This is a genomic window from Nocardia sp. NPDC005366 (assembly GCF_040606855.1).
GTDB lineage: Bacteria > Actinomycetota > Actinomycetes > Mycobacteriales > Mycobacteriaceae > Nocardia.
On sequence record NZ_JBEXFQ010000038.1, the window covers coordinates 12,705 to 26,234 of the forward strand.

14 protein-coding genes and 1 tRNA gene are annotated in these 13,530 nt (G+C 65.2%); 3 read left to right on the forward strand and 12 right to left on the reverse strand.

The features are described from left to right. Positions 1-27: 27 nt before the first annotated feature. From tgt to ABZS43_RS31190, 5 genes are all read right to left on the reverse strand, one after another. Positions 28-1,275: a tRNA guanosine(34) transglycosylase Tgt gene (gene tgt / locus ABZS43_RS31170; protein ID WP_355039567.1), complete on the reverse strand. Its 1,248-nt coding sequence runs from the start codon at positions 1,273-1,275 to the stop codon at positions 28-30. 73 nt (positions 1,276-1,348) lie between these two features. Continuing rightward, positions 1,349-3,268, reverse strand: a complete 1,920-nt coding sequence (locus tag ABZS43_RS31175) for an ABC transporter ATP-binding protein (protein WP_355039568.1) — start codon at positions 3,266-3,268, stop codon at positions 1,349-1,351. Next, positions 3,265-4,998: an ABC transporter ATP-binding protein gene (locus ABZS43_RS31180; RefSeq protein WP_355039569.1), complete on the reverse strand. Its 1,734-nt coding sequence runs from the start codon at positions 4,996-4,998 to the stop codon at positions 3,265-3,267. The genes ABZS43_RS31175 and ABZS43_RS31180 overlap by 4 nt, the downstream gene beginning before the upstream one ends. Before the next feature lie 69 nt (positions 4,999-5,067). Continuing rightward, positions 5,068-5,535, reverse strand: a complete 468-nt coding sequence (locus ABZS43_RS31185; protein ID WP_355039570.1) for an Rrf2 family transcriptional regulator — start codon at positions 5,533-5,535, stop codon at positions 5,068-5,070. Between the two features lie 63 nt (positions 5,536-5,598). Next, positions 5,599-6,228, reverse strand: coding sequence for a TetR/AcrR family transcriptional regulator (locus tag ABZS43_RS31190; RefSeq protein WP_355039571.1), 630 nt, complete (start codon positions 6,226-6,228; stop codon positions 5,599-5,601). A 202-nt stretch (positions 6,229-6,430) separates the two neighbouring features. Between ABZS43_RS31190 and ABZS43_RS31195 the strand changes: the two genes are divergently transcribed. Then, positions 6,431-8,725, forward strand: coding sequence for an MMPL family transporter (locus ABZS43_RS31195; RefSeq protein WP_355039572.1), 2,295 nt, complete (start codon positions 6,431-6,433; stop codon positions 8,723-8,725). Between the two features lie 209 nt (positions 8,726-8,934). Here ABZS43_RS31195 and ABZS43_RS31200 read toward each other — a convergent pair whose 3' ends face one another. Beyond that, entirely contained in the window at positions 8,935-9,183 is a 249-nt protein-coding gene (locus tag ABZS43_RS31200) for a hypothetical protein (protein WP_355039573.1), read from the reverse strand. 440 nt (positions 9,184-9,623) lie between these two features. Further along, entirely contained in the window at positions 9,624-9,839 is a 216-nt protein-coding gene (locus ABZS43_RS31205) for a hypothetical protein (RefSeq protein ID WP_355039574.1), read from the reverse strand. Between the two features lie 128 nt (positions 9,840-9,967). Here ABZS43_RS31205 and ABZS43_RS31210 point away from each other — a divergent pair, with 128 nt between their 5' ends. Continuing rightward, a complete protein-coding gene (locus tag ABZS43_RS31210; protein WP_355039575.1) occupies positions 9,968-10,330 on the forward strand; it encodes a DUF6191 domain-containing protein in 363 nt (120 codons plus the stop codon). Positions 10,331-10,417: 87 nt separating this feature from the next. Here the strand turns inward: ABZS43_RS31210 and ABZS43_RS31215 are convergent, their stop codons facing one another. From ABZS43_RS31215 to ABZS43_RS31230, 4 genes are all read right to left on the reverse strand, one after another. Beyond that, positions 10,418-10,627 (reverse strand): hypothetical protein, encoded by a 210-nt coding sequence (locus ABZS43_RS31215; RefSeq protein ID WP_355039576.1) that lies wholly within the window; start codon positions 10,625-10,627, stop codon positions 10,418-10,420. A 67-nt stretch (positions 10,628-10,694) separates the two neighbouring features. Continuing rightward, positions 10,695-10,785 (reverse strand) — tRNA-Ser (locus ABZS43_RS31220). Between the two features lie 55 nt (positions 10,786-10,840). Next, on the reverse strand, positions 10,841-11,275 hold the full coding sequence (locus ABZS43_RS31225) for a nucleoside deaminase (RefSeq protein WP_355039600.1): 435 nt from the start codon (positions 11,273-11,275) through the stop codon (positions 10,841-10,843). Between the two features lie 40 nt (positions 11,276-11,315). Then, positions 11,316-11,855 (reverse strand): tRNA adenosine deaminase-associated protein, encoded by a 540-nt coding sequence (locus ABZS43_RS31230; protein WP_355039577.1) that lies wholly within the window; start codon positions 11,853-11,855, stop codon positions 11,316-11,318. A gap of 58 nt (positions 11,856-11,913) precedes the next feature. On the opposite strand from ABZS43_RS31230, the gene ABZS43_RS31235 reads away from it, so the two are divergent. Beyond that, a complete protein-coding gene (locus ABZS43_RS31235; protein WP_355039578.1) occupies positions 11,914-12,864 on the forward strand; it encodes a prephenate dehydrogenase in 951 nt (316 codons plus the stop codon). Between the two features lie 7 nt (positions 12,865-12,871). On the opposite strand, the gene ABZS43_RS31240 is transcribed toward ABZS43_RS31235, so the two are convergent. Next, positions 12,872-13,468, reverse strand: coding sequence for a putative glycolipid-binding domain-containing protein (locus tag ABZS43_RS31240; protein ID WP_355039579.1), 597 nt, complete (start codon positions 13,466-13,468; stop codon positions 12,872-12,874). Positions 13,469-13,530 lie beyond the last annotated feature (62 nt).

Sequence of the window (13,530 nt, forward strand, 5' to 3'; positions counted from 1 at the left end):
CGATTCGGCGGCCCCCGGGCCGCCGAATTACGGTGCCCCGCTCTTCCAGATACCGAGAGTCTCGGCTTTGAACTCGTCGAAGTAGCCGCCGTCGATACTCTCGCGAATCCGGTCGACCAGCCGAATCGTGAAGCGCTCGTTGTGGATCGTGCACAGAGTCGCGGCCAGGATCTCCTTGGCCTTGAACAGGTGGTGCAGGTAGGCGCGGGTGTAGTTGGCGCAGGTGTAGCAATCGCAGGTGTCGTCGATGGGCGTGAAATCGCGCCGGAAGCGACTGGTGTTGATATTGAATCGGCCGCGTGCCACGTAGATCGCGGCATTGCGCGCCACCCGGGAAGGGTTCACGCAGTCGAAGGTGTCCGCGCCGTTCTCCACCGCGACGAACACGTCCTCGGGTTCGCTGATGCCGAGCATATGTCTCGGCTTCTCCTCCGGTAGTTCATCGCAGCACCAGCCGACGATCGCGCCGAGGTTGTGTTTCTCCAGTGCGCCGCCGATGCCGAAGCCGTCGAAGGTCGTTCCGGCCCGGCCGCGGATCGCGTCCAGTTCCCGGCATGCCTTGCGGCGTAGATCCTCGTACTGCGCGCCCTGGATCACCGCGAACAACGCCTGATACGGGCGATGGGGGCGGGCGGCGGTCAGCCGTTCGTGTTCATCGATGCACCGCTGCGCCCATTCGTGGGTGCGTTGCAGTGATTTCTCCTGGTATCCGCGGGTATTGAGCAATGTGGTGAGCTCATCGAAGGCGAACATGATGTCGGCGCCCAGTTGATGCTGGATACCCATCGAAACCTCAGGGGTGAAGCGGTGTTGCGATCCGTCCAGGTGTGAGCGGAAGGTGACGCCGTCGTCGTCCACCGTCGCCAGTCGTTCCTTGCCCTTGGCGATCACATCGTCGCTGCGGACGTCGACGGCCTCCATGGCGAGTACCTTCTTGAATCCGACGCCGAGCGACATCACCTGGAAGCCGCCGCTGTCGGTGAACGTCGGGCCCGGCCAGTTCATGAATTTCCCGAGCCCGCCCGCTTCGTCCACGATGTCGGACCCGGGTTGCAGATACAGGTGGTACGCGTTCGCCAGCAGTGCCTGAGCGCCGATTTCCTTCATGGTCTCCGGCAGCACGGACTTCACCGTCGCCTTGGTGCCGACGGGGACGAACGCGGGCGTCGCGATCGGCCCGTGCGGCGTGCCGATCACGCCGGATCGCCCGTGCCGCCCGTCGAGCCGGGTACCGACGGTGAATGAGAAGGATTCGGGTGCAGACACGTCGTCCATCCTCGCAGCGCACTCCGGCGCCCCGCGCCGCAGGTGGTCGGGGGCACCTGCGGCGATCGGCCGGCTTCGGCGCTCAGACCTCGGACGCCGCCGCCGCGAACTGCGCGTTGTAGAGGCGGTAGTACGCGCCGCGTTCGGCGAGCAGGCGCTCGTGGTTGCCGTGTTCGACGATGCGCCCCGACTCCATGACGACGATCAGATCGGCGTCGCGGATGGTCGAGAGCCGGTGCGCGATGACGAAACTGGTGCGGTCGCGGCGCAGTGCCGCGGTCGCGTGCTGCACCAGCAGTTCGGTGCGGGTGTCGACCGAACTCGTCGCCTCGTCGAGGATCAGGATGGACGGTTTGGCCAGGAACGCGCGGGCGATCGTGATCAACTGCTTCTCACCGGCGCTGACGCCGGAGCCCTCCTCGTCGATCACGGTGTCGTAGCCGTCGGGCAGCGCGTGGACGAACCGATCGACATAGGCGGCGCGGGCGGCGTCGAGGATATCCGCCTCGCTCGCCTCCGGATTGCCGTAGGCGATGTTCTCCCTGATGGTGCCCTTGAACAGCCAGGTGTCCTGCAACACCATGCCGATCCGGGAGCGCAGGTGGTCACGGGTGATGTCGGTGATATCGACGTCATCGATGGTGATCGTGCCCGCGTCGAGTTCGTAGAACCGCATCAGCAGATTGACCAGCGTGGTCTTCCCCGCGCCGGTCGGGCCGACGATGGCCACCACGTGACCGGGTTCGGCCACCAGCGACAACCGCTCGATCACCGGTGTGTCCGGGTCGTATCGGAACGACACCGCCTCGAATTCGACCCGGCCTCGATCCACCGGGCGGGCGTTCTCCACCACCGGATCGGGTGACTGCTCCTGCGCGTCGAGGATTTCGAAGATCCGCTCGGCCGAGGCGACACCGGATTGCAGCAGATTGGCCATCGCGCCGATCTGCGTCAACGGCTGGCTGAACTGCCGGGAGTACTGGATGAACGCCTGCACCTCGCCGAGGGATATATGTCCCGTCGCCACCCGCAGCCCGCCGACCAGCGCGACGAGTACGAAATTCACATTCCCGAGGAACATGATGGCGGGCATGATCAGCCCGGAGATGAACTGCGCCTTGAAGCTGGCGTCGTAGAGATCCTGATTGCGCTTGTCGAACTCCTCGCCGACCTCGCGGCTGCGACCGAACGCGGTGACCACCTCGTGCCCGGTATAGGCCTCCTCGACCTGGGCGTTCACCGCACCGGTGTACTTCCACTGGTTCACGAAATGGGGTTTGGAGCGTTTGGCGATCTGCGCGGTGACCACCACCGCGGCCGGCACCGTGAGCAAGGCGATCACGGCGAGCAACGGCGAGATCCAGAACATCATGATCAGGATGCCGATCACCGAGAAGACGGAGGTGAGCAGCTGGCTCATGGTCTGCTGCAATGTCTGCGAGACATTGTCGACGTCATTGGTGACCCGGCTCAGCACATCACCGCGCGGCGCGGAATCGAAGTAGCGCAACGGAAGTCGATGGATCTTGTCCTCGACCTCACCGCGCAGCCGCTTCACCGTCGTGTTGATGACGATATTGAGCAGATAGCCCTGCAACCAGCTGAAGACAGCCGCGCCGAGGTAGAGCGCCAACACCAGCATCAGCACCCGGCCGACCGCGGAGAAATCCACGCCGACGCCGGGAACGACGTCCATGGCGCCGAGCATGTCGGCCACCGTGCCGTCGCCTCGCGCGCGCAGCGCCTGGACGACTTCGTCCTTGCTCATCCCGGAGTAGGCGGAGAGCTGTTTGCCGACCAAGCCGTCGAAGACGATATTGGTCGCCTTGCCGAGGATGTAGGGGCCGAGCGTATTCAGCACCACCGAGGTGATCACCAGCGCGACGATGATCCCGACGTAGAGTTTCTCGGGCGCGAGCCTGCGCAGCAGTCGCTTCAGCGAGGGACCGAAGGATTTCGGCTTGGCTTCCGGCGCGCCGATCCCGGGGGCTCCCGGCCTCATCGAACTTCCTCCGCGCTCAGCTGGGATTCGACGATCTCCCGGTATTCGGCGCATTCGCGCATCAACTGGTCGTGCGTCCCGATGCCCGCCATCTCACCGTCCTCGAGAACCACGATCTGATCGGCATCGCGGATGGTCGAAATTCGTTGCGCCACAATGATCACCGAGGCGTCCTTGGTTTCCGGCCGCAGCGCTTCGCGCAGCCTGGCATCGGTCGCCACGTCGAGCGCGGAGAACGAATCGTCGAACAGGTAGATCCGCGGCTTACGCACCAGCGCTCGCGCGATGGCCAAGCGCTGGCGCTGACCACCCGAGACGGTGGTGCCGCCCTGGGCCACCGGCGTATCGAGGCCCTCCGGCATATCGCGGACGAAATCGGCGGCCTGCGCGACGTCGAGCGCGTGCCACAACTCCTCGTCGGTGGCGTCCGGTTTGCCGTAGCGCAGATTGGTCGCCACCGTCCCGGAGAACAGGTAGGCCTTCTGCGGTACGAGGCCGATCTGGTTGCGCAGCAGTTCGAGATCGACCTGACGTACATCGGTTCCGCCGATGAGGACAGCGCCGTCGGTGACGTCGATGAGTCGCGGAATCAGGTTGAGCAGCGTGGTCTTGCCCGCACCGGTCGATCCGACGATGGCCGTGGTCTTGCCCGGTTCCGTCCGGAACCGGATGCCCTTCAGCACCGGCTTCTCCGCGCCGGGGAAGCTGAATGCGGCGAAGGCCATCTCGATCGATCCGGGATCGCTCGCGAACGGTTGCGGCTGCTGCGGCGGCACCACCGATGTCTCGGTCTCGAGCACCTCCCCGAGCCGGTCCGCCGAGACCGCCGCGCGCGGGGCCATCATCGCCAGGAACGAGGCCATCATCACGGCCATCAGGATCTGCATGATGTAGGAGAGCATCGCGGTCAGCGAGCCGATCTGCATACTGCCCTCGTCGATGAGATGGCCGCCGAACCAGATCACCCCGACCGCCGTCACATTGCTGATCAGCATGACCGTGGGGAACATCAGCGCCATCAACCTGCCAACGCGCAGCGAGGTCTCGGTGAGGTCGTTGTTGGCGACGCCGAAACGCCAGGTCTCCTGCCGCTCTCTGACGAAGGCGCGGACGACCCTGATGCCGGTGATCTGCTCGCGCAGCACCCGATTCACCTCGTCGATGCGGTACTGCATCTCCCGGAATCCTGGCACCATCCTGGCCACGATGAAACCCATCGAAAGCCCGAGCGCGGGGACGGCGATCAGCAGCAGCCAGGACAGACCGAGATCCTGGCGCAGTGACATGAAGATGCCGCCGACGCACATGATGGGCGCCATCACCAGAATCGTCGCCGACATGACGATCAGCAGCTGAACCTGCTGAATATCGTTGGTATTGCGGGTGATCAGCGACGGGGCGCCGAACATCCCGACCTCGCGGGCGGAGAAAGTGCCGACTCGGTGCAGCAGCGCGCCGCGCAGGTCGCGACCAGCGCCCATCGCGGCCTGCGCACCCAGGTACACCGAGAACGCCGACGCCACGATCTGCACCGCGCTGACCGCGAGCATCCACAGGCCGGTATTCCAGATGTAGCCGATATCGCCCTTGGTGACGCCGCCGTCGATGAGATCGGCGTTCAGGCTCGGCAGGTACAGCATCGCGATAACCGAAATCAGCTGAAGCACAACAACCCCGGCCAGCTGGGAGCGGTACGGGTTCAGATATGTACGAAGCAGACTGATCAACATGATGAAAGGCAGGCTACCGGCAATGGGTAAAGAACGTCTTGAACTTTCCTGACCAGCATCGATGCCGGATTATCTGCGTGCCCACGCACCCGAATCCGCGGTGAGCGCGCCGACGAAGGCGGGCAACTGGTCCAGGGCGATCTCCGCGATCGACACGTTCTCGAGTACCGAGCGAATATTGACCCGCAGCGCGATCCACACGTGTTGCAGCGATCGGGCCGCTCCCGTGTATTCGACGTCCTCCGGTCGCTGTCCGCGCACCGAGGCCAGCGGACCCTCGATCGCCCTGATGACATCGGCCACCGAGATCTGCGCGGCCGGTCGCGCCAGCCAGTAGCCGCCGTCCGGGCCCCGCCTGCTGACCACCAGGTCGGCGCGGCGCAGTTCACCGAGGATGGTCTCGAGGATTTTCGGCGGGATCTGCTGCGCCGACGCGATGGCATCGGCCTTCAGTGCCGCGTTACCGCCGTGCTGTGCCGAGTGGGCGATTTCGAGCAGGGTTCGCACCGCGTAGTCGATCTTCGCGGTGATATGCACGTAGTACTCCTGGACGCTGAGCGGTCATCGAAGACGCGCGGGGCCGAACGGATCTGCTCGAATCTACGCCGAAACGTCCCGGCGGCCCGCATGCGGAGGCCGACCGGATCCGCAGCCGGTGAGCACGGAGGTGGCGGCGTCGAGCAGGGTCGTCTCGACGGTGACGTCGTCGGCGGCGGGAACGAATTCCATGGATGTCAGCGCCACCCCGAGCACCTCCAACGCGGCGCAGGCCCGCAATTCCATTTCGGGAGTGGCGTCCGGGCCCGCGAGCCAGACGCGCAGCACCCTGTTCGAATTCATCAGATCCGGGTATCGGTCGGCCATCGCGTTGAGGATCGCCACGGTGTCGCGAATGCACAGCGCCCCGGCGTCGCGATTGCGGATCATCCCGCGCAGATAGGTGCGAAGAACGGCGCGAATGCCTTCGGCATCGTGGGGAACAGCATCGATGTCCTCGACCACCGACCGCAGATGATCGGTGATCGGATCGATGATGGAGAGAAGTAGATCAAGTTTCGAGGGGTAGTGGTAATACAGCGAAGCCTTTGTGATTCCTACCGCATCTGCGACCTCTCGAAGGCTGGTCTGCTCGAAACCTTTGCTCCCGAAAAGTTTCACGGCGGCGTCGCGGATCGCCACTTTCGTCCCGCTACCTGCGACGACGCTTTCCGATACTGCACGGACGACCATCCGACGCTCCTCTCACCAGTACTGCGTGTAGCCAACGGCACCGCCGAAACCGAGGTTGTATCTCCGCTTAGGCCCTAGGTAGTCTACCTACCGCACGGTAGGCAGAAAGCGTCACATTGGAGGCGGGGCACACCAGGGCGTCCCGCGAGTGCTGTCTACGCGCCACGATCCAGCACGTCCCAGTCACCGCTAGGAGTTACTCGTGTCCGTATATCTCTATAGATGGGGAAAGCTCGCTTTCCGCCGGAAATGGATAGTGCTACCGGTCTGGCTGATCCTGTTCGTTCTACTAGGCGGCCTCGGCTCCCAGCTCAGCAAGCCGATGACGAACGACTTCAGTATGCCCGCGCTCCCGTCGGAACGTGCCAACGAGATTCTCGAGAAGCATTTCCCCGGCGCCTCCGACGCCTTCAAATTCGACGCCGTCACCGGCACCTATGTGATCGGCGCGCCCGAGGGGCAGAAGCTGACCGACCCGGCGAACCGTGCGGCGCTCGAGGCGTTCATCGCCAGACTCGGCCAGCTCGACATCGTCGATCACGCCAAGCCGGTGCCGAACCCGGTCGCGACCGCCGAGAAGATGGGCTGCCTGACCAACCCCGATCCGTCGCAGTGCAGTGGCGCACCGCTGAACGTGCTCAACAAGACCGAACCGGCATCCGTCGCATTCATGAGCGTGCCGTTCACCATCCCGAGCTTCACCGATATCACCGACAAGCAGCGCGAGGCCGCCTACGACGTCGCCGCCGACGCGCGCAACGCGGGCCTCACCGTCGAGATGAGCGGCTCGATCGCCCAGAAGAACGAGGGGCCGAGCGGTAAATCCGAGATGATCGGCATGGGCGTCGCGCTGATCGTCATGATCATCGCGTTCGGCGCGATCGTGGCCGCGTTCATCCCGATCGTCACCGCGATCGTCGGCCTCGGCGCGGCCATGTCGCTGATCATGCTCGGCACCTCGGTCATCGAAGTGCCCAGCTTCACCACCTTCCTGGCCTCGATGGTCGGCATCGCATTGTCCATCGACTACGCGCTGTTCATCGTCTCGCGGTACAAACACGAACTGTCCGTCCAGGATTCGCCGGAGGAAGCGGCCGGTATCGCACTCGGCACCGCGGGCTCCGCGGTGGTGTTCGCGGGCCTGACCGTGATCATCGCCCTCGGCGGACTCAGCATCATCGGCGTGCGGTTCATGACCTTCATGGGGCTCGGTGGCGCCATCGCCGCCGCGTTCGCGGTGCTCACCGCCATCACCCTGATGCCAGCGCTGCTCGGCGCGTTCGGCCGGTTCCTGTTCAAGCCGAAGCTGCCGTTCGTCGCCCAGCACGACCCCGAGGACGACAGCCAGGTCACCAACGGTACGCGCATCGGCCGAGTGATCGGCAGGGCTCCGTGGGCCGCGCTGATTCTCAGCGTCGCCGTGCTCGGTGCGCTGGCCGCTCCCGCGGCCGGTCTGAACCTCGGCCTGCCCGGCGAGGACAGCCAGCCGAAGACGTCGACCATTCGGAAGGCGTACGAACTTCGCACCGAAGGTTTCGGCGAAGGCAGCAACGGCGTGCTCAACGTCGCGGTCGATCTGAGCGGTGTCGCCTCGGACAAACGCGAAGAAGCGGTCGAAGCGCTGCGGGCCAGACTCGCCTCGTATCCGGATATGGATTACGTGACCGCGCCGCAGTGGAGCGAGGACAAACAGGGCGCACTGCTCGACGGCGTGCCCAAATCCGGGCCGAACAACCAGGACACCAAGGATCTGGTGGCCGACGCCAGGGATGCCGAATCCGAGTTCGCGGCCACCTACGGCATGGAATACGGCGTCACCGGCAGCACCGCCATCTACGCCGATATCGACCACGTGCTGCTCAGCAAGATCGCGCCCTACCTGGCGATCGTCGCCGGTGCGGCATTCGTCCTGCTGATCCTGGTATTCCGCTCGATTCTGGTGCCGCTGACCGCCGCGCTCGGCTTCCTGCTCTCCATGGCGGCCACCTTCGGCGCGACCGTGCTGATCTTCCAGGAAGGCGCGCTCGGGCTGATCGATGATCCACGTCCGCTGGTCAGCTTCCTGCCGATCATGTTGATCGGCTTGGTCTTCGGTCTGGCGATGGACTACCAGGTCTTCCTGGTGACCCGTATGCGCGAGGAATACGTGCACGGCAAATCGCCGAAGGAAGCGATGATCTCCGGCTACCACCACGGAGCACGCGTCGTCACCTCTGCCGCGATCATCATGATCTCGGTCTTCGCCTCCTTCCTGCTGGAATCCGACGCGATCGCCAAGCAGATGGGCTTCGCCCTCGCGGTCGGCGTGCTGCTGGACGCCTTCCTGGTCCGGATGGTGCTGATCCCGGCGCTGCTGGCCCTGATGGGCAAGTGGTCGTGGTGGATCCCGAAGTGGCTGGACCGGATCGTGCCCGAAATCGATGTCGAAGGCGCGAAACTGGTCGAATTGCAGAACAAGGCGGTGGATATCACCAAGGAACCGGTGCGCGTGAGCTGATCACTCGTTCCTGAACGACTGCGGCCCCGCACCTGTTCCCAGGTGCGGGGCCGCAGTCGTCTCTCGAGCTTGCGCTCGTCGCACAGCGGTTCGCACGTAGTTCGACTCGTCAGCTCGGGTTCACGCGATCGTCGCGGCGCGAAACGGCCGTCGGCGCATAGGCTCCGGGGCGAAACTCCCTCTCCGAGAGACGAACCCCGCGTACCCCCTTATTCACTCGGTTGCGGAAGATCGCCGCATTCGGAGATCTTCGGATTCAGTCCCACGTAGTTGAGTGGACCGGCAACAGCCGTGAGCGCGATGGTGCCGAACCCCGCGCAGTTGATCGGGCCGCTGAGGAAGTAGTGACGCTGGCCTGCGGCGATCATGCCGATGGCCAACCAGATCAGAAGCAGCAGGCTCCCGACTCGCATTCCGGCCTCGTGGGACGGCCGCCGATGGGTCACACGCTCGCGCATAGTCATCGCATCCTTCCGCACTCGCGTAAGGGCCGAGTACCCATATGAACCCTCCGCTACCTGCTATTCATGCCCCGCGATGCATTCCTCGCCCCTACAGCAACATTTTTACCGAGTGATGGCAATTCGATGGCATCTTTTTCTTGCCCAGGGACAATTTCATTGTTTCTTGTGAAACACTGCCTTACGCTGCGCAGTGACTCACGATTCTCCATTCCCCTTCGCCTTTCCGGCAGGCCTCGAATGCGATCGGTATACAAGGTCGGCCAGTTCGCAAACTATTCGCGATCTTCCCGCAACCCGTTTCGCCACCGGCGGCGACAGAATGTGTATCCGGCGAGTCAGGCTGTCGCCCGGTGAGTTCGGGCGCCGGACGACGCCAGGAGCCCAGACATGCGAACGGGCCGGGCGCTCGCGCACCCGGCCCGTTTCCGAACCCACTACGGACTCGGCTGCGGCACGTTGCAATCATCGATCTTCGGGTTCACCCCCATATAGTTCAGGGGCCCCGCGATAGTGGTCACCACAATGGTGCCGAACCCCGCGCAGTTCACGGGCCCACTGTCGAAGTAGTCACGCTGTGCCGCGGCGACGACACCGATGATCAGCCAGACAAGGACAATCAGTCCACCGATTCTCGAATAACTGTCACGCATTGTTCCAACGCGGCTCCGTTGGTGACGCCTCGAACGTCACGCCTGTCCGCGCTCCTTACTTCGCGCATACCCAATTCCGGACAAATCATCCTCAGGAACATCTCATCCGATCCGTTCGTTCCCCGGTGGTGACCGGACTGCTGGCGTGGATGATCCCCGGCTGGGTGCTGCTGCTCGTGGCGGTGGCCGTTGTCGAAGTCCTCACTCGCAAGCGCCGCCGACGCCGCACCCCCGTTTCCGGGGCCTTCACCGACGAACTCACCGCCATGTTCTACCCCACCAAACGCATGGAACTGGACCACCGCGACTCCATCTCGATGCTCCGCGACGACCTCACCCAGGCCGCCCCACCGCCGGTCACCGTCGACCTCACCCGCCGCGCCGCCATCCTGAAGCCGACGTCGACGCCGGACCTACCCGGCGCGGCGAGGCCATCGGTCTCGAACGGCTCTGTTCCGCAACGCATTCGACCGAGACCCGCCGCCGACTAACCCGGGATCGGCACCGGCCATCTCGCATAGGACCGCCCCTTGTCGTTGCGGTACGCGAGGTCGATTGCCGCCATCTCATCGGTCAACTCAGCGAGCGAGGGCGATTCGACGACGCCGCACCATCGACAGGGTGTGTGTCGCCCGCTGAGCGAGCTGAATCCGTTTCGGCCCGGCGAGCTTGCGCAGGCTGACAATCCGGTCACCGGCCGTAGTCACCGCGCTACCTTCGTCGATCGGTTCGTCGGTGGCGATCCGCGCCGCGTACTGCCCGGGCGAGTGTGCCCGCAATGGGCCCACAGCGACCGCATTGCTCGGGCGATAGCATAGAAAAAGCCCTCCACCTGCATAAACAGGTGAAGGGCTTTGGCGGTGGCGGAGGGATTTGAACCCTCGGAGGGGGGTTACCCCTCACACGCTTTCGAGGCGTGCTCCTTAGGCCGCTCGGACACGCCACCGCCGACAACCATACCGGAAGGGTGCTGGATCGCTAAATCGCCTGGAATGAGGTGGTCAGCGTCGCTTTCGGAAGAATTCGTCGAGGAGGGCGGCGCATTCGGGTTCGAGTATTCCGCCGCGGACATCGGGGCGGTGGTTGAGACGACGGTCACGCACGACATCCCACAGGGACCCGACGGCACCGGTTTTCGGTTCCCATGCGCCGAAGACGACCCGGCCGACGCGGGCGAGAACGAGGGCCCCCGCGCACATCGTGCACGGTTCAAGGGTGACGGCGAGGGTCGTGCCTTCCAGCCGCCAGCCGTCGCCGTTGACCACCGCCGCGCGGCGTAGTGCCAGCACTTCGGCGTGGGCGGTGGGATCGCCGAGCGCCTCGCGCGCGTTCGCCGCGCGAGCGAGTTCCCGGCCCTGCGCGTCGAAGACAACGGCGCCGACCGGGATGTCGCGCGGGTCGGCCGCCGCGGCGGCCGCGATGGCGGCGCGCACCATCGCGGTATCCGAGATAATCGGATTCTGCGGCAGATTCACGTTACCGCGGCAGTTTGTCCAGCACCGCTGACAGCTCGTTGGCGAAACCGAGTCGCTGGGCGATCATGCCGAGTTGCTCGTCCGGGTACAGGTCGGTCTCGGCGAGTATGACGCTCAGCACGGGCTCGGGGAGGCCGAGATCGGCGAGCACTCCGAGATCGCCTTCTTCCCACGGCTCGATGTCGTCCAGTTCGTCCGGATCGATATCGGGAATCTCGACATTCAGCGCTTCGAGTACGTCGGCGGCGATGTCGTAGTCGATCGCGGCGGTGGCATCCGAGACCAGCAGCCTGGTTCCACTCGGCGCCGGCCGCAATACGACGAAGAATTCATCGTCGATATCCAGCAATCCGAACACCGCGCCCGAGCTGCGCAATGCCTTCAGTTCGTCCTCCGCCGCGGACAAATTGGTGAGCGCCTCGGAGCTCAACGGACTACACCGCCATTTGCCGTCTTCGCGGACAACCGCCACTGCGAACCCTTCTACGTCGTCGTAATCGTCCGACGTCGCCCTGTTCGTGCCCGAGCGCTGTGCTGCCATGGCCGCAACGGTAGTCGGCTTCACCCGAAATGTTGAAGTCGTATGCCAATCTGTTCCGGTGACTTCGGACCAGAAAGCACCGGTATGCGTCCTCGGGGCCGGTTTGATCGGCGGTTCCCTGCTGCGAGCCGCCGCCGACGCCGGGTATCGGGTCTGGGGATACAACCGGTCCGAATCGGGGGTCCTGGCCGCGATGGCCGACGGTTTCGACGTCACCGACGACCTCCAGACCGCGCTGACCCGCGCGGCCGAGGCGGACGCGCTGATCGTGATCGCGGTGCCGATGCCCGCGGTGGATCACCTGCTCGGCGCGATCGCCACGTTCGCCGCGGAGTGCGCGCTCACCGATGTCGTCAGCGTGAAGGGCCCGGTACTCGCCGCGGCGCACGCGCACGGGCTTTCGCGTCGTTACGTGGGCGGGCACCCCATGGCGGGCACTTCCGAATCCGGCTGGTCCGCCACGGATTCCGGTCTGTTCCGCGACGCCGTGTGGGCGGTCGGGGTCGATCCCGGCACCCACGCGCGGACGTGGACGCGGGTGGCGCGGCTGGCACTGGACTGCGGGGCGGTGGTGGTGCCGGTGACGGCCGAGGACCACGATCACGCCGTCGCGCGGATCTCCCACCTGCCGCACGTGCTGGCCGAGGCGCTGGCGATCGCCGGGGCGGGCGGCGGACCACTCGCCCTCGGTCTGGCGGCGGGTTCGTTCCGTGACGGCACGCGGGTCGCGGCCACCGCACCCGATCTGGTGCGGGCGATCTGCGAGCCGAATCGCGACGCCCTTCTCACGGTCCTCGACGACATGCTCACGGTGCTCGGCGCGGCCCGCGACAACCTGCGCGAGCAGGGTTCGCTGGTCGATCTGATCGCGGCGGGGCACGACGGCCGCATGGCCTACGAAACCGCCGAGCGCTGGGAGATCACCGATATCCGGCCCGGCGATCACGAATGGCTGGAACGGATGCGGGACGCGGGCAGGCGCGGCGGGGTGTGCACCGCGCTGGCCTGAGCGGCGATCAGATGCGTTCGGCGAGACCGGGATAGTCGAGCAGGAATCCGTCGGCGTCGACGGTGACCGTCGCGCTCGACACCGGCGACAACACGCTGATGCCGTCGGTTCCGCTGCTGTAGGTGAGACTCGCTTCCTGCACGAGCAGGTCGGGCAGGCGCACATAGACGACGGGAACCTGGACGTCGTCCACCGCGTGCTGAAGGCCGAACCGGCGAATCGGCAGGGTGTTGAAGAACGGACTCAGCACCACGTCGACGTCGAGAGCGCCCGCGAAAGTCGAGCGCACATGGCCGCCACCCGCGTCGACGAGCCAGTAGTTCTCCTCGTCGCGGGCGATCGAGGCGTGGCGTTCCCCCGCCGCGGTGGTGGCGCGCAGAGACAGTCGTTTGGTGGCGCCGTTCTCGTCGGTGACCAGGTCGTAGGACGCGCTGAACGCGGGATGCTCCGCGCACGCGCCACCGATCATGCGACCGGCGGCGCGGATGCGGTTGCCGTTCATGGTCACGCGCACCGACTCCATCCGCGTGGCGTTATGGGACCGCCACGTGAGAATCGCCGGCCACCGGGATGCGCTCTCGGAGCCAGGGGCTGGATTGGTCACCTATCTACCGTAAGCGACAAAGCCGCCGCGACCGCATCGCACCGGCGTCTGCCCTCGTCACA

Bases quoted from the DNA above. Each gene is read 5' to 3' on its own strand.
- ABZS43_RS31200 (WP_355039573.1), bottom strand. From the start codon at position 9,183: ATGCGCGAGCGTGTGACCCATCGGCGGCCGTCCCACGAGGCCGGAATG.
- ABZS43_RS31180 (WP_355039569.1), bottom strand. From the start codon at position 4,998: ATGTTGATCAGTCTGCTTCGTACATATCTGAACCCGTACCGCTCCCAG.
- ABZS43_RS31205 (WP_355039574.1), bottom strand. From the start codon at position 9,839: ATGCGTGACAGTTATTCGAGAATCGGTGGACTGATTGTCCTTGTCTGG.
- ABZS43_RS31175 (WP_355039568.1), bottom strand. From the start codon at position 3,268: ATGAGGCCGGGAGCCCCCGGGATCGGCGCGCCGGAAGCCAAGCCGAAA.
- ABZS43_RS31225 (WP_355039600.1), bottom strand. From the start codon at position 11,275: ATGGTGCGCGCCGCCATCGCGGCCGCCGCGGCGGCCGACCCGCGCGAC.
- ABZS43_RS31230 (WP_355039577.1), bottom strand. From the start codon at position 11,855: ATGGCAGCACAGCGCTCGGGCACGAACAGGGCGACGTCGGACGATTAC.
- ABZS43_RS31190 (WP_355039571.1), bottom strand. From the start codon at position 6,228: ATGGTCGTCCGTGCAGTATCGGAAAGCGTCGTCGCAGGTAGCGGGACG.
- tgt (WP_355039567.1), bottom strand. From the start codon at position 1,275: ATGGACGACGTGTCTGCACCCGAATCCTTCTCATTCACCGTCGGTACC.